The organism is Pseudoalteromonas umbrosa (genome assembly GCF_030125375.1).
In the GTDB taxonomy this organism is placed as follows: Bacteria; Pseudomonadota; Gammaproteobacteria; order Enterobacterales; family Alteromonadaceae; genus Pseudoalteromonas; species Pseudoalteromonas umbrosa.
In genome coordinates this window covers 332603-352226 of record NZ_JASJUU010000001.1, presented here as the reverse complement: position 1 = coordinate 352226, position 19624 = coordinate 332603, and the positions used below count along the sequence as shown (strand labels likewise).

The following is a 19624-nucleotide window of genomic DNA, read 5'->3' as shown; positions in this document are numbered from 1 at the left end:
TCACCAACGCTGAGAAAATGACGTAAGACCATGATTAGTAATATAAAAAAGTGTTTAAAATCAAGCTAAGCCGATAAAAATCAAAGAAATGCAATCGCAAATAGAGAAAAGAATATGAAGAAAGATTTAACTATTGCAGTCGTAGGCGCAGGTATCGTAGGTTTGTGTAATGCCCTGCAGCTACAACAGCTGGGCTACCAAGTGACCCTGTTTGATCCCAAAGGGATCGGCACTCAATGTTCGAAAGGAAACGCTGGTCACTTTGCGACTGAGCAAGTTTTTCCACTTGCCGACCGCGCTCTACTTAAAAAGTTGCCTAGTATGCTATTCGACAAGCTAAGTCCTTTAAGAATTGACTGGCGATATCTATTACAAGCTTTGCCATGGTTTGCCCGATTTTGTGCAAATATGCCTACACCGCGTTACACACGTCACACAAAAGCACTAAAAGCCCTTAACCAAGCCGCCCTTGAAGCATACAAACGCCTTTTAGGAGATAATTTTAATGCGCATATCATCTGTAAAGGCAGTTTACTCACCTTTGAAAATTACGATTTGGGTGCAATAAAAAAAATCCACCAAGCTTATCTTGCAAATGGGGTAAAAGTTGAATTGCTAGATAAACCTGCTATCGCGGCATTAGAGCCTCAAATCAGTGACACTGTGCGTTATGCCCTGCTTTTCACTGAGGTAGGACACAGCCCTGATCCGTTAAAGCTATCAATGCACATATATAAAGAGTTTATTCGCTTAGGTGGTCAGTTTGTACAGCAATCTGTTGCAGAGGTCGCTCAACATGAACATAACTCGAGTGTCATCGACTCTCTTGGAAAATCAAAACACTTTAGCAAGGTCATTATATGTGCTGGAGCTTGGAGCAAACAACTTTGCCAGCAATTAGGCTATAAGTTACCGATAGAAGCCGAGCGGGGTTATCATAATATGCTTAGTAACCATGCACTCAGTCGCCCCGTTGCCTCTGCAGATCGACAATTCATTATGACACCGATGCAAGCAGGTCTCAGGTTAGCTGGCACTGTCGAATTTGCAGGCTTACACAGACCGCCATTTTATGCACGTGCAGCATCTTTATTGACCCATGCTCAAGCGCTGCTGAAAAAGTTCAACCATGTAGAGCAAGGCGAACACTGGATGGGCCCCAGACCTTCACTGCCCGACTCATTACCTGTGATAGGCCAAGCGCCAACGCATCCCAATATTTTATTCGCACTAGGCCATCAACATTTGGGTTTAACACAGGCCGCTATCACCAGTGAACTCATCGCAAACTTGGTTGCAAATAAGCCAACAGTATTTGATATTACCCCCTACAGTATTGCGCGTTTTCAGTAATGCTTGATAAAACTAAATAGGATACAGTTATGATAGGTATCGGTTTTCAAACCAAACAAGCGGCTCTTGCCAATCTCAAAGACATGACCCAAGATGCACACCCCATTGCAGCGGATGAATATCGTGGGAGGATGCAAAAAGCACAAGCTTACATGCGCGCACAAAATATTGATGCGTTATACCTAAATGCAGGTACAAACTTAAAGTATTTTACGGGTTTAAGCTGGTCGGCCAGTGAGCGGCTTGTTGGTGCAATACTTCCGGCTCAAGGCGATGTATGTTTCATTGCACCATTTTTTGAATTAGGCACCATCAGTGATTATCAAATCATCAAAGGTAAAGTATATGCTTGGCAAGAAGAGCAATCACCATATCAGCTACTTGGGCATGCGTTAACCGAACTGGGCTTGCCAGACTCTGCGACCTTAGCAATCGATGAAAGCACGGCCTTTTTTACTGTAGATGGCATTCAAAAAGAAAACTCAGCATTAAAAATCATGAATGGGCAATGTGTTACAGGCCATTGCCGCATGCATAAGTCAGACAATGAGCTTGCCTTAATTCAACGCGCAATGGATATGACCTTGGCAGTGCAAAAAGCAGCGGCCTCCATATTGCATGAAGGTATCACCACCACAGAAGTGGAAGCATTTATAGAGCAAGCACACAAAAAGGTTGGTGCTACAGGCAGTTACTTCTGTATCGTGTTATTTGGCAAAGCGACATCATTTCCACATGGTGTAAAGGAGCCCCAAACACTTAAAAAAGGCGATGTCGTATTGATAGACACGGGCTGTAAACTGCATGGCTACCTAAGTGACATTACCCGCACTTATGTCTTTGGTGAAGCAACAGACTATCAACGCGCAATATGGGCCCATGAAAAGCAAGCTCAGTTGCACGCTTTCAATGCAGCGCACATTGGCGCGAACTGTGGCGATGTAGACTATGCAGCAAGAACCTACTTGGCTGAACAAAACTTGGGGCCAGATTATCAACTGCCCGGTTGCCCACATAGAACAGGACATGGGATCGGCTTAGATATCCATGAGCTGCCTTATTTAGTCAAAGACAACCCGCAACCACTTGCGCCAGGTATGTGTTTTTCTAATGAACCCATGCTGGTTGTTCCCGACCAATTCGGTATTCGCCTTGAGGATCATTTTTACATCACGGAGTCAGGTCCTAAATGGTTTACGGAACCAAGTCATAGTATTGATGACCCTTTTGGGCTAGAGAAGTAGCAATACAAAACGCCGCAGTATCTTGTCTGCGGCGTTGTATACAAAGACTTAATTTTGCTGGTCGCGGATATTCCTCAAATTAACCTTGCCAGAACCATCATCTATTAACTCGAATGATTGCGCATTGCGCACTGAGATACTTCCTGAGCCATCATCGACTGAGACTTTACCAGTGACATTTTCAACAACGACCTTACCAGAGCCATCTTCTATGCGAACATTGCCTTTGATGTCCTCAACAAGAATTTTTCCAGAGTCATCATCAATATCTAGTTCACCTTGCACACTCAAGACCTCAATACCGCCAGAATTATCATCTATCTCAAGCGAAATTAGGTTATCCTTAATTATGATAGAGCCTGAACCATCATCTATACTTTGAATACTCGCATGTGACACATTCATTGACCCAGAGCCGTCCTTAATATGAGTCACAAGGTTTTGAGGTACAGTGATTGAAAGATGTACCAAGGTATCATTTTCCCTGTGGTGGCAAACATTTGCTTTAAGCAAGGCTTTGTTATCTTGCTCAGTCAAATCTAAACAGTAATCTCCTCCATCACTTAACTGATATATCTCAGCAGTGACACTAATCTTATCTGTCTCTTCTCCAATCAACTTCAAACTACCCGCCCCTGCATCAATTTTTAGTTGTGCCAGTTCGCTTGCAGGTAAGCTTAAAGAGGTTGTTTTCACAAATTTGTAATCCGAGGAGTAATACGCAGTTGCAGAAACATAAAATGAAGATATTGCTAGAGCCGCCATCATTAAAGCTTTCATCTTGTTGTCCTTGTTTTTTCCTATTTAAAAACTTTGACGACCAGAGGTAACAGAAAGGTTTAAATGCACGTTCAGTTTTTTTCAGGCGCTTGGTTTAATTTATCAAGTAAGTATCGAAGTTCCTTAACAACTGACTCCGGTTCATATTGAAAAATGTTGTGCTGTGGCGTATTTGCAAAAACAATTTTTTTATCCGAAGACAAACTATGCATCTTATCAATCGCTTCAGCGTACATTGTCTTCATTCTTTGCCAAGCTTTTGGGTGCCAGTCATCAGGGGCGTCTCCACCACGCCAAACACCATTTTTAGACCACAGTAAAACATACGGCGTATCACCAAAATCCTTACTGTCTTTTATTAACTGAGCGCTGGCCTTTAAATCAACTTTTTCAGAGTTTTGATCTGGATTATGCCATCCAGATAGCTCGTCCTGCATGCGCTGAGTAAAGCTGGCTGAATAAGTGTCTTGATCTGGTGCCCATTTAGCAATGGCATTATTGAACATGCCGTATTGAGTCGGGTCAACCAGTAAAATCGCCGAAACACGCTCTGGAAATGCGTGGTTAAATAATTTTATCGGATAGGAACCATAAGAGTGCCCAACTAGTATGTGTGGCGTTTGAACCTGCGCTTTTTTGAGCAATATTCCTAATTGCCTAGCCATGACTCCAACGTCATAATGGCCAGAAAAGGGCTCACTTTTCCCTAAATTTGCTCGGTCATAAAGGCAAACTTGGTTTGACGGGCTCATGTGCCGGATAACTTCCTCCCAACCACCTTGAGACCCTGCTCCACCAAATCCTGAATTGACGACAATACTCGGAGTGCCCTCGCCATAGCAAACTATATAAAGCTTAACCCCTCCAACATCGACATGCTTGGACACTGCGGGCGCGACTATGTTTGCAGAAGCACAATATGTCTGTAGTAAAATAGCAAGACTGATAAAGGCTGTTATTTTAATCATTGTTATGGCCTTGTAATTTAATATTCCATCAATTTAGATAGAACATAACAATGCATTAGATAACTTGCAATAAAGGTATTTAAATTAATGTGAGTATATTAAAGGTGCAGAAGAGTCTATCAAATGAGTTATTAAAAATTAGAGAGAAGCAGGCGCTACTTCTTATTTAGTAACACCCGCCAAAAAGTAATACATAAAAGAACTAAAACTAAATAGTAAAATAAAAAACCGCTCATCACTTGCAGCTAAAGGATAAGTTTATTTGATATGGCTCCCCCATTGAGTCCTCCGCAATACCACCACCGATCCACATAGCAGTACCTACGTCATCCACATGACCACCGCCTAAAATTGACATGCCCGCACCAGCCACTTCAACAGCTTCAGCCAAATTGCGATTTTTTAAATATTCTTGTTCAGGCATTGAGCCCATATAAGTGATGGTTTCATTAATAATGTAAGCACGAGTATCGCCATTTTCACTGCAGTAATAATTAGCTTGATCTAATGCTTCTTCTCCGGCTTTTTGTCTTGTTTCTGCGGTCAAATTAACATAATGCTTGCCATCTTGCGCTGGTCTAACGTTATTGTGATGTGCACAGCCACTAGCCAAAAGTGCTACTACTGTAATTGTTAAAAGCTTTTTCATTATTTTCCCCAATCATGTTTGATGGGTAAATCATAGTTAAACTCGGTGTAGGAATCAGTCAGGGAATGTGTAAAAGTGTAATACTTGCAATAAAGAAATTGACAACCAACGACGCAGTTGCACGAGTATTAATCGAAAGCTCCTGAGCAATTCACCCTATCTCAGAAAGCTCAATTATTAGACCGTTCAAACTAATTTCACATATAACTGCGATCACTTAAAAAACACTCCTGTTTTCTTAAAAAGAATAAAACAAAACCAAATAAGTGATAAAACAAACAATGAATAAACCATAAACTAAAACCACTAACAAAAATAAAATTAACACTGCATAATTTTATATAATAGCACCTAAGAATAACGCAATTAAGATACCAACTTAACAAAAATAAAAAGTTATGAATAAAATCATCATTTATTAAAAATATTTATATTAACTATATCTATCTGATTTCATTAAATAGGATTTGCTAATAAATAAATATGCACCAGCTTTCTTTTTCGTCTTTATCAGAAAACCTAGCATAATCAGCATTTTTACGCTCGTAGCTATCGTAATACCCTGTCAATCAAGTATTGAGTAACTTTACGACTCCTTATCATGGCACCCCAATACAGGTGCTCGTCAATTCAAATTTGTACATACCCACCAACACCATTGTGAATACTTATTAACCGCAAAAGCCTCACCATGAATAAAAAACAACCAAACAAACCGAATAAACATGCATCAAGAAGTGAATTTCTATATCATCCGCGCGATTAAAATTAAAAAACGTAGGACAACAAGTATGAGTCATTCACAAGCGGGGGATACCAGTAACATGGTAAACACCAATCAATCGGGTTGGACCCAACATGATACCAATTGGGTGCTAAGTCTATTTGGTACAGCCGTTGGCGCAGGTATTTTATTCTTACCTATTAATATCGGTATTGGTGGATTTTGGCCGCTATTGATCATGGCTGTACTTGCTTTCCCCATGACTTATTTAGCACACAGAGGACTTGCACGATTCGTGTTGTCTTCAAACAAAAGTGATTCAGACTTCACTGACGTCGTTGAAGAGCACTTTGGCTCAACCAGTGGTCGCTTGATTTCACTCCTATATTTCTTCTCAATCTTCCCTATTTTACTTATATACGGTGTGGGACTGACCAATACAGTGGACAGCTTCATGGTCAACCAACTAGAAATGCAGTCTTTACCAAGAGTATTACTATCTGGTGTGCTAGTGGCGGGTATGATTGCCATTATGTTGGGGGGAGAAAAATTATTACTTAGAGCGTTTGCGATTCTGGTCTACCCATTAGTAGGTGTTTTGTTATTTTTGTCTTTATATTTAATACCTAACTGGCAATTACCAGCTATTACCACACCTGATGTAGGCTCATTGACAGAAACTTTATGGTTGTCTGTTCCTATTGTTGTCTTCTCATTCAGCCATGCTGCAGCAATTTCTAGCTTCGCCAATACACAGCGTAGACACTACAAATCAGAAGCGACAATCAAGGCTGAAGCTATTTTGCGAAACACAGCTCTTATGCTCATCGCTTTCGTATTACTTTTTGTATTCTCTTGTATTTTTTCACTGACACCAGCGCAAATGGCTGAAGCGAAAGAAGCGAATGTGTCTGTACTGTCTTACCTTGCAAACGTATACAACAACCCATTCATTGAAACACTTGGGCCACTCGTCGCTTTCATTGCTATCACCTCATCATTCCTAGGACACTTCTTAGGCGCGAGAGAGAGCTTTAATGGATTGGTAACCAAACAGACGTCAATGAGCTATAAAGCAGCTGATAAACTTGGCGTGGTATTAATGTTTATCTCTATTTGGGTGTGTGCAGTTATCAACCCAAGTATTTTAGATATGATGGGCGCAATATCAGGTCCAATTATCGCATTAATCCTTTTTGTCATGCCGACCATTGCGATTTACAAAGTACCAGCACTGCAAAAGTACAAGGGGAAATTAAGTACTTATTTCGTACTTAGCGTTGGATTACTCGCTGTATCTGCCTTGTTATTTAATATGTAAAGTCACAACCTAAAAGGTGCAATCACGCGAATTGCACCTTCTACGCCTTAATTTTCATTAAATAAAAATGCCTGATCTCTGCCATTAGACTTTGCCATATACAAGCCTTCATCTGCTTTTTGAATTAACTCTTCGACATTGTCATAGACACCGTACTTTCCAACAGCGACACCTGCGCTCACTGTGACCACGTCAAACTCAGACTTACCGTGTGGGATCTCAAGCCCTCTTACCGCATGTACAATGGACTGCGCTATCTTTAGGGCGCCATCGTCACTGGTATTGGGCAATAAAACCGCGAATTCTTCACCGCCATATCTAAACACGCTATCTAGAGGGCGATTTACCATTTTAACGGCAACTTTTGCCACTTCTTTGAGTGCATCATCTCCTTGCAAATGCCCATATTCATCGTTGAACAACTTAAAGTAGTCAATATCAAGCATAACTACGGCTAAGCATTGTTGCTGCCGTAAGTTTTGCCTAAACAAGCGTTTACACTCCATATCAAAGTAGCGTCGATTAAACACTTCAGTGAGACCATCAAAAAAAGAGTATTGCTTTAAGATATCTGTTTGGCGTTTATACTTAAGGTGAGTTCTAACTCGATTAACCAGAGTCCTAGCAACAATCGGCTTTCCTAAAAAGTCTACTGCGCCCGCATCCCAACATAACTCTTGTTGATTTTCATTGGTATTAGACGTGACAAATATGATAGGGATGTCGTTGAGTTCATCCATTGCTTGGATTTTTTTACACGCTTCTAGGCCCGTCATGCCACCAAGGATCCAATCCATTAAAATCAAATCCGGTGGCGATTTAAGACAATAATTAATCGCCTCTTCCGCGCTGTCGACGGCATCTACACGGCACAACCCATCAAGACAAGCACCTAGCACTTTTTGCGTTAATGCCGAGTCCTCTACGATCAAGACTAAGCTATCACTGAGGTCGTCAATTTCCTTAAACACGTAACCCTCTATAAATATTTACACATGCTTACGTTGTTTATAGCGAATACTTGTTTAGCTCACAAGAACAAAAAGCGAAATCTTATAAAAAATACGTTTATGCTGATATTAGCTTTATACGATTTTTTTACTGTCTCGCTTTTAAACTGTTTAATTCAGAGAGCTATCAGGCCAAAACCGAGTACCTTTGACGGTCGCCTGTAAAGCCAAGCCACTCTGCGTCAGCGTATAAACCGACATGCCTCCGTAGTAAACCTCACCTTGAATGGCAGCTCCTTTATCAGATGCTTTTGCAGCTGCATCAGCGTTACCGCCAAATGTCCAGCCATTACTGACAAAGTCATTAAGCGCTTCTGTAGTATGAAAAACCAAAATTAAACGGTAATCTTTAACACCAAGACCTAAGCCCACACCACCTTCGGCCATATTCATATATGTGAATTGCCCTGTTTGGTTATTTTTAACAACCCCATAGCCTGTTCCAGCAGACACCAATAGTAAGTTAATGTTGGCATTTGAGAACACCGCATAACCGACAGCTGAACGTAACTGCGCTCGAGTATCTGGCTTTTCTTTATAGAGCTGCGACAGGGTATCGTTTTTCATCTTTATTATTTGCGCACGCTTTTGGACATTATCACCCGACCCCATAGATGCACAGCCCGACAGGTAAGCAATTGACAGTATCAATCCCATAACAAATAACCGCTTCATATTATACTCCTCGCTACTACAGATATTTTCTAAAAGACATTATCGATGTCATCTGATGCAAAGAATGCAAGTTTGAAGTTTAGCGTATGATGAACAAAAACTCGTTGATATGTAAAAAAGTGTGAAATGAAGGAAAACCCCTCCATGAACTCTCCATGCAAATAAAAAGGCCACCATAAAAATGGTGGCCTTTAACACATCATGGGTAATCATGAAAGGGATAAATGTGAAAACAACTTCATTGTAGCGACTAGGTAGTAAATTAAAATCATATTATAACGGTTAATTAGTTCGTTATTATCGATGAATCAGCATCAGTATGGCTAAGTGCAAAACGGGCCCTCAATAAATTTTAACTTTTTGTGCTAATCGCTCGATTTATCCCTGGTGACCTTTTACCATAGACAAAAACTCAAACCGGATACTATGCAATACCTTTCTTTTGTCACTCTACTTTGGGCCTTTTCATTTAGTTTGATTGGGGTCTATCTCGCCGGTCAAGTCGACTCTTGGTTTGCGGCTTTTAGTCGTGTTGCTATCGCCTTACTGATATTTTTGCCTTTTACGAGACCTTCTGGTGTTACACCGCGTGTCGCATTGCAATTAATGGCAATTGGCGCAATCCAAATTGGTTTGATGTATGGCTTTTATTATCACTCCTTTTTATATTTAAGTGTGCCAGAGGTCCTGCTCTTTACCGTTATGACGCCGGTTTACATCACCATCATCAATGACTTGATAGAGAAAAAGCTGCACCTTCACTATCTATTTGTTGCATTGCTCGCAACTGCGGGGGCTATAACCATACGCCAAGCACAGGTAAACGAAGATTTTTGGACTGGTTTACTGTTGGTACAGGGGGCAAATTTTTGCTTTGCACTAGGTCAGGTATTGTATCAAAGGCTACCCAAGGGTAACGCGCTCCCCCCTCAACACACTTGCTTTGGCTTTTTCTTTTTTGGTGCACTTATTGTTACTGGTTTAAGTTACATGATATTAGGTAATAGTGAAAAGTTGCCTACGACTCAATTGCAGTGGGGAATTCTCATTTACCTCGGATTAGTTGCATCAGGACTAGGTTATTTCTTATGGAATAAGGGCGCTACGCTTGTCTCTGTTGGCGCTCTCGCCATAATGAACAATGTACTTATACCCGCAGGCGTGCTGGTAAACCTTCTGATCTGGAACCGTCAAGCCGATTTATTATCACTACTAATCGGCAGCGGCATTATTTGTCTCGCGCTATTGGTAAATTACTATTTTGAAAAGAAAACTATCACACAACCATCGAAAAAGCCTCAGCGCTCTAATCGTAAGTTATAGCTGCTTTAAAAAATGAATTTTGCTATCCGTGCCATCTTCTAGTGGATGGCACGCGACGATTTGATAATTGTTTTTCAAAAGCATCATTAGCATATTCTTAAATCTATTCATTGATTTAACACTAATGGCTCCATAGCCCAGTGAAGTGCACCAGCGCTCCTGCTCATTCAACAAGGCTTGTGCGATCCCAGCTCCTCTAAACTCAGGAACAACAGCGCCTAACCAACTATAAAAGTGTTTTTCATCCAAAGCATAACCCAGCTTATACGCGACCGGCTGACCATCTACTTTGGCAACTAGCAATAGTGTTTTTTTATTTTGTAAACGCGCTTCTATCAATGCTCGCGTTTTTGGCGTTACAAACTCAGGCACTTGATTTTCGATCTCAATAACCTCATCAATGCTCCCCTGTTCGATACTCCAGTTCATTTTATACTCCCACTATTTTCATTTCTTTACACTCATGAAATGACAATTAATTTCTTTCATTCAATTTTATAAATTACCTTTCTCCTTGTAAATGACTGTCTATTTTATCGCACTGAAAAATAGTGCTTTTTTATATATAGCGCATGAATAAAATAATCAAAAAATAAACTTACACCCATAAAAAACAATTCAAAAACTTCGATCAAATTGAACAACTAGCATACCAAATAGTTACAAAACCGTAAAAAAACCTTTGACAAAGTTTAAAATACAACCAATTATTTAAACCGTTCCAATTATTTTTGACATGAAATGAGTTCATAAAAATAAAAAACATCACTTAAGTCAAAATTAATAAGGGAACAAGCCACAATCAATTATTGGAACGATACAAGGGTTGGATACACATGAAATCACTAATTACACACAATGCCTTAAATAAAACCAAACTCGCATGTTTACTTGGCGCATTATTATCGACCGCAGCCATTGCACAAACAGACCTCACTTCAGATAATCCAAATGCCATCCGCGCATCAGGCGAAAATGGTGACTTTGAAGGCCGAATTAAAGCATTTGATGATAACAAGTACAGCAAATGGCTGACTTTCACCTCGTCAGGATGGATAAGTTATCAATTTGCACAACCGCAAACTATAACTTCATACACGCTCACTTCAGCCAATGATGCGCCAAATCGTGATCCACAAGATTGGCAATTACAAGGGTCTAATGATGGCGTAAACTGGACAACACTGGATACACGTTACAATCAATCTTTTAGTGCTCGCCATCAAACAAAGCAGTTTAATGTTGCAAATCCACAGAGTTTTTCGTTTGTCAAAGTTGATATTTCATCAACCAAGGGCGCAAATATTTTACAACTTGCTGAAATCGAGATGTTTTCAGCTGACATCACACCACCGATCACTTTACCTATATCGCAAAGTAATAGTTTAAACGCAGGCCAGTGGCAGCATTTTGGTCCATTTAATGTTGCAGGAAAAGTGATTGCGACAACAACGGGTAATGGAGACGCTGATTTATATATGCGACGCGCAGCTCAGCCAACAACCCAGTTATTTGACTGCAGCAGCACCACACCCCATGCCAATGAATCATGTACATTACAAGGTAATGACGTATATGTCTCAGTATATGGTTACTCAAATACCAGCTACACCATTAATATTAAGGAAGAAACAACCACTCCTCCTACAGGTGAATGGAAAAAGCCACAAGTGAGCTTTGTTGATGTCGACCCTCAAACTCAAGGGGCTATTTTATTCAAACGCATCATCTCAGATCCTGCTGGCCATATGGCAAATCGCTGCGTGGATGTAGCAAAAATACTTTACCGCGACTCTGTCGAGTCCAATCGCTTCAGAAACCTTCAATTCGAACTTAGAGCAAAAGATCATTGGGGTAATGAGTTTGTTGCATACAAGATGGGCCAAGATGGTTCTGGTGAAATGACCATAGTCGTGAGTACGAGCCACCTTGAGAAAATTTACCGTGACAACGGTAATTCAGACGCTGCGATCCGCAATGAGATTGATGGTATTTTATCTCATGAAGTCACCCACGGTTACAACAATTCACCGCTAACTCATGATAATTACGGCGATGGTAAAGCTTATTGGGCTTATACTGAAGGACTTGCGGATGCAGTCAGAATTGGAGAAGGTCTTCACAAAACACGTACGCCTAATGTAAACGACCCTAAAAAATGGCTAGGTGGTTACACCACCACAGGGTTCTTTTTACACTATGTCCGTGTCACACACGATCCTGACTTCCTATACAAATTTAATAAAGCGGCAAAAGATTTAGGAAATTATACTTGGTCTTTTGATGCCGCTTTCCAACAGATTTTAGGCAGAGGTGTAGAGGACCTTTGGCAAGAGTACGTCACTTTTATCAATAATGGTGGCCAACTAGAGTACTAAGCACCAACTTGAGTGAGCATAAGTGTGCTCACTCCCTTACACAATCCAATCCACCGCCTTCCTCTTTAAGTAAATTGTTTATATCCTCAAGCACCTTTTAACCAAAAACTCGCAATCTTTTATATATCTAGCATAAATAATTAATTCAATAATCAATTCTGAATACTTAGCAGATTATACCGTTGTACACTATGCTGATGTAGAGTTAATAAGTTTAACTATCCAGTACGATTCAGCGCAGGAGTAGGTGTACGATGGCAGACAAAGCAAAGGTGCTCATAGTTGACGATGAGCAAGCAGTAAGAGACATGATAAGCGCAGCATTAAAACCTTTCTTTGTGTGTGAACAGGCAGCATCGGCCAGTGAGGCTTACGACATCCTCGACAATTTTACCCCTCAAGTGGTCTTAATGGATATCAGCATGCCTGGTATAGACGGATTAGCGGCATGCGAAAAAATTAAGACCGAACTATCACCAACTAACTGCGCGGTGTTTTTAGTCTCTGGATACAATAACTTGGATATGAGACTACGTGCCTTTGATGTGGGCGCAGATGACTTCATTGCTAAGCCTTTTCAAATGAAAGAGCTGGTCACTAAAGTGCAAAAAGTCAGTGAGTTTATTCAATCGCAGACCCTGCTTAAAGCCAGTGAGCAAGAATCAATAACTCTTGCCATGTCATCAATGCAGCAGGCTTCACACTACAGCCTAGTCATGCAGTTTTTTAAACTGCTTAATCAATGCAATGATCTACAGCAAGTCGTGAATCAGTTTTTTTCGACGATGAAGCAACTAGGCATGCTCAGCAGCATCATGATAAAGCAAGAGCAAATGGATTTTTACGGGCCCGCTGGGACACAAATTAGTCCAATTGAGCAAAATATTTTTGAGCTACTGTGCACAAAGGGCCGTTTACACAACTTCGGTAGGAGGTTGATTGTAAACGAAAAAAGTGTGTCTTTTTTAATTAAAAACATGCCTGAATCACCCGAAGAAAGCGGTGCAATACAAGATATCTCCGTCGCCATTATCGAAGGCGTTGAATCCAAACTACTAGATTTGGGCCGACAACAAGCGATGGAGAAAATCGTGTTAAACATTTCTAGCGGTATAAGCTCATTGCAAAACATTTCTGACGAATATAAAAGCTTAATCCTTGATGTAACTAATGACCTAAACCAGCAAATATCTTCAAGCTTTCATATCCTCGACTTAACCGAGGAGCAAGAACTTTTTATTGCTAACTTGATAGCCAAAGAGGCAAAAAAACTCAGTGCCCTTGAACCAAAAATGGACTTGCTTAAGTCCAACCTGACCAGTGTCATTGAGCAAACTGACAAGTACTTTGCCATGGAAAAAGTATCAGCGCCTGAAAGCGACACGCATATCGATTTAAACACCACAAAGCCTGAGCTATTTTGAGCTCAACAGTGCCACTCTATTGAGTAACTCTTGTGGGCGAAACGGCTTTCGCAGTAAGCTTTCATATAAATTTGGATTAAAGTCCGTTACTTGTTCAATATCCACATACCCACTTATCATTTGAATTTTAATATCTGGGTATTTTGCTGCAGCTCTTTTAGCCAGGCTAAACCCATTTAACTCAGGCATTAACACATCCGAAATAAGTAAATCATACTGTGTCACTTCCATGGCCTGAAGTGCTTCAGTGCCACTTTCAAAAATATCGACTTGGTGCCCAGCCTGGCGCAGCAGTTTGGCAACCACATCGGCAAGTGACAACTCATCATCAACAACCAAGATCTTACTAAGTTTATGGCTTACCTGATGTGATGCGATATTTACTTCTTTGCTTTGCTTTATCTCTGAATCGATTACAGGAAAGTAAATTGAGAATTGCGTCCCTTGTTCGCTGGTTTTTACTTCAACTTGTCCTTTACTACGCTGGATAAATGCATAAACCTGACTCAAGCCTAAGCCAGTGCCCTTGTCCCCTTTTGTAGAAAAGAAAGGATCGAAAATACTATCTAAGTACTCTTTTGGAATGCCCACCCCCGTATCGGCAACATCACACCTCACATGTAAGCTAGGGGAGGCACTAATAAAGTCATTTTGATACCAGTGTATTGACGTCGCCACAGTCACAATACCTGCTTCTTCAATCGCGTGCACACTGTTTATAACTAAATTCAATATCATGTCATCAAAGTCATGCTTATCAACTCTGACATTGGGCAATTCTTCATGTAAAGAGAAATCTAATTTAACATCCGCTTTAAGTGATTTTTCTAATAACTCGCGGCTATCCAATAATGCATTATTCAAACAAAATATTTCTGTGAGCTCACTTTCTTTTCTTGAGAAATTCAGCAGCTTTTGCGTCAAATTGGTGGCCCGCTCCCCCGCTTTAACAATTGCTTTAGCATGACTTTGAATATCCTCATCTAAAGACTCTTGCATTAAAATTATGTCGCTGTAACCAAGCATAATACCAATCAGGTTGTTAAAATCATGAGCAATTCCACCGGTCAGTTTACCGAGTGCGTCCATTTTCATTGACCGCCTCAGTTGCTCTTCTTTTTCTTTAATATTAGTAAGATCAACACAGTTACCAATAAACCGCCTTACACCATTTGGCATGAGAGGAAGCTCGCTGATAGATAGGTGCATTGGAAAAACACTGCTATCGGCACGCTGCCCAAAGACCTGTCGCCCAATACCAATGACTTGCTTATGCCCTGTCGTCATATAATTAGATATAAAAGTATCGTGATGCATCGCAAACTCATCGGGCATCAACATTTTCACATTTTTTCCAATCACATGATCAGCGTGATATTGAAATGCAGCCTCCGCCGCTTTGTTAAATGTTAAAACCTGCCCTTTATCATTTATGGTGATCACAGGATCCACCATCGACTGTAACACTTCATCTTTTTCAGCTTCTTTTAACTCCAATGATTCAATCACTTCGTGAAGCATCGTGATATCAGACACCAAAGAGGCATAACGGGGGGCTTCGTTTGGACTATCAAACACCATAAAGCTTTGCCATTCAGTGACTCTTTGCTGCCCTTGTGCGTCTGTAATGGCTATAAGCTGCTTTGCTGACTGCTCATTTGAAATAGTACTTAGTAGGTAATTTTCCAGTTCAGTATTAAATTCAGATGTCACCACTTCAGATAAGTTACTATCAATTAAGCGACTTTGCTCTACGCCAAATAACGTAGATGCGGCTTGATTACAAAATACAATGGTTAGCGATTTATCCCATTCAATAATCGCCAGTGGTGCATGCCTAACAAGCCCTGCCAATCTTTTTTGGGTTTGCTGTAGTGTATGATCCGTGCGTTTTTGATTTGTTATATCCGAGATAACGCCGGCCATGGCATATTTACTATCCGATCTTTTCACAATTGGGAAAAGCGTAATTGCACTGTAAAAAGTTTCTCCCTTGTGCTTATAGTGCACTTCTTCTCGAATATAGCTCTCACCACGCATGACTGACTCCATCCGCTGCATAATAAATTCAGCAATATTTTTAGGACATGCCTGGAATAAGTGGGCAGCTTCTTTTATCGGTTTTTCTATTGATAAAAACTGTTTCAGTTGGCTGTTTAAATATGCTATTTCGCCGTTTTCTTGCAGTAAAAACACACTTTCTGGGATATTTTCTATTATAGAGTAAAACTTACGCTCACTTAGCTGTAGCTGTAGGTTTAACTCAAACTCTTTTTGCTGATCGACAAAAGCAACCAAATAACAGGTCAGCACCTGCTTTTTCATATTTAGCTTAGTCACTGACAAGTTAATAGCATGCCATTTCCCCTCATAAAACCAAAAGCTTTTACTACTATGTCCACGGTTTCTTTCAGCCTCAATCGACAAACTCAAGAGCTGAGATTCATCGCAAGAATGAGATAACTTAAAATGCGCATTAAACTGTGCAAATTTATCAGGTTGTTCAGATAAATAGGCAAGCGCAACATGGTTAATATCTAAAATCTGCCCTTTTTCATCCACAATAACAACGGCATCAGTAATGCCTTCAAACAAAGCTTGAAAGTAGTCTTTTTGCTCTTTGGTGGCTGCATGGCTACTTGCAAGATCTTGAAATAATTGATTGCTTCTTCTCGCTAATTCACTGATCTCATCCATACCATTTATCTCTATCAAGGTTGCCCCTTCTTTAGAGTTATAAGTATCAAAGTGACGAAATATTTTCTGTAATCGCTTTTGAATTGAGACATGAAAAATCACTGCAACCAATAGTGCTGTGATTAACATAATAACGAACAATGGGGTAAATGCGTGCATCGTAGAATTGTGGATATACCTTGCGGCTTTTGAATAATCAGCCAATATCAACAAGTGTTTCTGAGTTTGATTGGTTTTCAGATGAGCAATCGTGCCTGCTAATACGAGCCTTTTTGATTTTTCATCGTACGCCTTAAAATCCACTTTGGATGTTAATATTTGTTGCAGGTAATCATCAGAGAGCTCAAAATCATGTACAACTTGTTCTATTGAGCTGCCTCGATAATGATTATGCGTAGTGGTCTCTACAGCACCTTGTCTGTCAAAGACCAAAGCAATGGCCACATCCGAGTGGGTTTTCATTAAACTCAAGTACTCTTCCACTGCATCCTGTCTGTTTTCAGAAACCATAAATGCAATCGCTGACTTTGCTTGTACAAACAGACTGCTGACTTCATCAATACGTGTCACTAAATGATTATCGGTCGTTTGCTTGAGCGTAAATAATTGCAACGTAGCCGCTTGTGCGAGTAAACCAAATACCACCACAACAAAAATTTTAAGCGCGATAGGAATACGAACAAATTTGCTAAACAGATGCATTATCTATTACCAATAGAGAACTTCGAGGTTGTTACGATAGTGCCAGCCCACAAGATAGAGGCTTGAATAAGAGGGAAAGTTTTAGCCAATGCACACTCCAACAAAATTGCCGATGCATTGAGCATAGTACATAGTGTTTAAATCACCTATTTACTATATATTTGTCACTATATATTTGACAATACAATCAAACTTGTAGAGTTAGTTGGGATACCAAGATAAGTAACCCAACGATAAAATAAATAACTTAACTGCGACACTCATCACTTCTACATGTCTTAATATTGATGAGGTGACTGTATGCAACGACCAAACTGCCTACAACAGTCAAAATAGTCTCTCCTGCATCACCGAGTAAGTCATGTCCAAAAAATGCAGCAACACTCAAAACAACAAGCCCCAAAATACCACTGTAAAATATTTTCCACTTTTGATGGGATTTACACCCACTATATAAAGCGACAACACTGGTAATTAACACTCCAAATAGCAACATTTGATGAAAAGCTTCCTCTTGCAAAAAACTTGTCGCTACAAACGGTAATGCTAAAACAACAACAGGTAAAACGAGACAGTGAGCTAAACACAAAAAAGCAAGCCCTATAGACACTCTATCTCCAGTTTGTTGAAAACTACCTAGCATTTAACCCTCTCAATAAAGATACAATATAACATCACCATAAAATATAGAAACGGGCTTTAATTAGCAACAGATATTCACGCCAAGATTGGCTTAAACTCGGCGATTTAGATAAATAGTCATAAAAAGTACACCGCATAATCATCAAGCTTTATCAGTCATCCGTTTTTATAACCCTCAGCCAAACAATAACAAAACAACAAATTTAAAATTAATCATACAAACCATTAACTTTATTAAAATTTTTTCAGTACACTAGCGAAAGCAATCAACAGTTCACAAGGATAATCTATGAGTACGACCACAGCAGACATTGAGTTAGCACAACAACAAGAGTCACCGTTGCTAACCGCTCCCATTTTTAAACAGTTTTGCTTTTTAGCCATACCTACAATTTTAGGGATGCTAATTAGCGGGTTATACAGTTTTGTGGATGCACTCTTTATATCACAAGGTATCGGCACACAAGCAATGGGTGCCGTTTCGGCAGTATTTCCAATTCAAATGCTATTAATCGCGATTAGCACTATGCTAGGCAGTGGTATGGCGTCACTGATCTCTAGATATTTAGGTGCAAAGCGCCAACAAGATGCAAATCAGGTGTTCTCAGCCTCCTTTTTGCTCGCAGTTGGCTCTGCATTGCTACTGTGTTCACTAGCCTATTCTAATCTGGACACTATTTTTAACTTATTAGCGGTGCCTGAAGCATTAAAAGCACAAGCCACCAGCTACATCACACCCATTGTATTATTTTGGGTTGTTGGCTTTGTTTGCAATCAAATCACAGAAGGCTTTCGGGCTTCTGGTAATCCCAAAGCAATGATGCAAGTACTTACCACAGCTTCTGTATTAAATATTGTGCTTGATGCCGTCTTTATATTTGTATTCGAATGGGGAGTAGCAGGTGCTGCGTGGGCGACCATCGCCGCTATCAGCATCGCTCTCATCATGGCGATTCAGCTACAAATAAAAGGAGAGAGCAAGGTCCAATTTAGCAAGCAGCAACTATTTAGCCCGTTTAAATTTCACACTAAGATTTTAAGCCTTGGTTTACCAGTACTACTCTCTCATGGTGGTTTCTCAGTTATCCTTGCTGCGACGATTTATTCAATCTCTACCGTATTTGCAAACCATTCCGAGCCACTAATTACAGCTCATGGCATACTAGTACGCAGTTATATGTTTTTATTCCTGCCTATTATAGGCATGATGGTGGCTCTGCAGACACTTGCTGGCTTCAACTATGGAGCCGGTCAATATCAACGGGTATATAAAGCTTACTTAGTAGCCTGTGCAGTGAGTTTTGGTTGGGGCCTTATCGTTACTTTTATACTCGCGTTTAACGCACAGTGGCTCATTGCATTATTTACTCAAGATCAGCAAGTCACTGAGCTTGGTAAGCAAATCGCACTCATCTCATTTTGTGCATTCGCCCTATCTGGGTTTTGCATGATGTCGAGCGGACTATTTCAAGGCATGGGCAGAGCACTTCCTGCAACTATGCTTGATGCTGCACGTACCTACATTGTACTTTTACCGCTCATGGCAGTGTTACCAGGAGCATTTAATCCAGACGCATTATGGTGGTCTTTCCCTATTGCAGATACAGCTGGCGGGTTGTTTGCGCTTGCTTTCTCATTGTTCACACTAAAAAAACTAATAAAAAGTAACTAGTTTCATACCAAGTTATAAAAAATTCATCTTAGTTTTTACATTGCAAATAAACAAATACCGAT

General features: G+C 40.2%; 15 protein-coding genes. 7 read left to right on the top strand and 8 right to left on the bottom strand.

Annotation, left to right across the window (positions count from 1 at the left end):
- Positions 1-114: 114 nt before the first annotated feature.
- Together QNM16_RS01525 and QNM16_RS01520 are read left to right on the top strand one after the other, a co-directional pair.
- The gene (locus QNM16_RS01525) at positions 115-1353 is read left to right on the top strand and encodes an NAD(P)/FAD-dependent oxidoreductase (protein WP_284018836.1); all 1239 of its coding nucleotides are present in this window, start codon (positions 115-117) and stop codon (positions 1351-1353) included.
- 29 nt (positions 1354-1382) lie between these two features.
- Complete coding sequence (locus QNM16_RS01520; RefSeq protein WP_284018835.1) at positions 1383-2597, top strand: M24 family metallopeptidase; 1215 nt, start codon at positions 1383-1385, stop codon at positions 2595-2597.
- Between the two features lie 48 nt (positions 2598-2645).
- On the opposite strand, the gene QNM16_RS01515 is transcribed toward QNM16_RS01520, so the two are convergent.
- The 3 genes from QNM16_RS01515 to QNM16_RS01505 all read right to left on the bottom strand — a co-directional run bounded on the left by QNM16_RS01515 (position 2646) and on the right by QNM16_RS01505 (position 4994).
- Positions 2646-3377: a DUF4097 family beta strand repeat-containing protein gene (locus tag QNM16_RS01515; protein WP_284018834.1), complete on the bottom strand. Its 732-nt coding sequence runs from the start codon at positions 3375-3377 to the stop codon at positions 2646-2648.
- A gap of 71 nt (positions 3378-3448) precedes the next feature.
- Positions 3449-4345: an alpha/beta fold hydrolase gene (locus QNM16_RS01510; protein WP_284018833.1), complete on the bottom strand. Its 897-nt coding sequence runs from the start codon at positions 4343-4345 to the stop codon at positions 3449-3451.
- A 235-nt stretch (positions 4346-4580) separates the two neighbouring features.
- A complete protein-coding gene (locus QNM16_RS01505) occupies positions 4581-4994 on the bottom strand; it encodes a flagellar basal body L-ring protein FlgH (protein WP_284018832.1) in 414 nt (137 codons plus the stop codon).
- Between the two features lie 791 nt (positions 4995-5785).
- Between QNM16_RS01505 and QNM16_RS01500 the strand changes: the two genes are divergently transcribed.
- A complete protein-coding gene (locus QNM16_RS01500) occupies positions 5786-7039 on the top strand; it encodes an aromatic amino acid transport family protein (RefSeq protein WP_417709141.1) in 1254 nt (417 codons plus the stop codon).
- A 47-nt stretch (positions 7040-7086) separates the two neighbouring features.
- Here QNM16_RS01500 and QNM16_RS01495 read toward each other — a convergent pair whose 3' ends face one another.
- Both QNM16_RS01495 and QNM16_RS01490 read right to left on the bottom strand, forming a co-directional pair.
- Positions 7087-8010, bottom strand: coding sequence for a GGDEF domain-containing response regulator (locus QNM16_RS01495; protein WP_284018831.1), 924 nt, complete (start codon positions 8008-8010; stop codon positions 7087-7089).
- A 150-nt stretch (positions 8011-8160) separates the two neighbouring features.
- Positions 8161-8724: a lipid-binding SYLF domain-containing protein gene (locus tag QNM16_RS01490; RefSeq protein WP_284018830.1), complete on the bottom strand. Its 564-nt coding sequence runs from the start codon at positions 8722-8724 to the stop codon at positions 8161-8163.
- Positions 8725-9150: 426 nt separating this feature from the next.
- Between QNM16_RS01490 and QNM16_RS01485 the strand changes: the two genes are divergently transcribed.
- Positions 9151-10047: a carboxylate/amino acid/amine transporter gene (locus tag QNM16_RS01485; RefSeq protein WP_284018829.1), complete on the top strand. Its 897-nt coding sequence runs from the start codon at positions 9151-9153 to the stop codon at positions 10045-10047.
- Here QNM16_RS01485 and QNM16_RS01480 read toward each other — a convergent pair.
- Positions 10042-10476 carry a GNAT family N-acetyltransferase gene (locus QNM16_RS01480; RefSeq protein WP_284018828.1) on the bottom strand — a complete coding sequence of 145 codons (435 nt, stop codon included), beginning with the start codon at positions 10474-10476 and terminating at the stop codon, positions 10042-10044. The two genes, QNM16_RS01485 and QNM16_RS01480, sit on opposite strands and share 6 nt — an antisense overlap.
- Positions 10477-10883: 407 nt before the next feature.
- On the opposite strand from QNM16_RS01480, the gene QNM16_RS01475 reads away from it, so the two are divergent.
- Both QNM16_RS01475 and QNM16_RS01470 read left to right on the top strand, forming a co-directional pair.
- The gene (locus QNM16_RS01475; protein ID WP_284018827.1) at positions 10884-12425 is read left to right on the top strand and encodes a basic secretory protein-like protein; all 1542 of its coding nucleotides are present in this window, start codon (positions 10884-10886) and stop codon (positions 12423-12425) included.
- A 254-nt stretch (positions 12426-12679) separates the two neighbouring features.
- On the top strand, positions 12680-13849 hold the full coding sequence (locus QNM16_RS01470; protein ID WP_284018826.1) for a response regulator: 1170 nt from the start codon (positions 12680-12682) through the stop codon (positions 13847-13849).
- On the opposite strand, the gene QNM16_RS01465 is transcribed toward QNM16_RS01470, so the two are convergent.
- Positions 13841-17248 (bottom strand): PAS domain S-box protein, encoded by a 3408-nt coding sequence (locus QNM16_RS01465; protein ID WP_284018825.1) that lies wholly within the window; start codon positions 17246-17248, stop codon positions 13841-13843. The two genes, QNM16_RS01470 and QNM16_RS01465, sit on opposite strands and share 9 nt — an antisense overlap.
- Before the next feature lie 247 nt (positions 17249-17495).
- Positions 17496-17891, bottom strand: a complete 396-nt coding sequence (locus tag QNM16_RS01460) for a MerC domain-containing protein (protein WP_284018824.1) — start codon at positions 17889-17891, stop codon at positions 17496-17498.
- Positions 17892-18179: 288 nt separating this feature from the next.
- Here QNM16_RS01460 and QNM16_RS01455 point away from each other — a divergent pair, with 288 nt between their 5' ends.
- Entirely contained in the window at positions 18180-19562 is a 1383-nt protein-coding gene (locus QNM16_RS01455; RefSeq protein ID WP_284018823.1) for an MATE family efflux transporter, read from the top strand.
- Positions 19563-19624 lie beyond the last annotated feature (62 nt).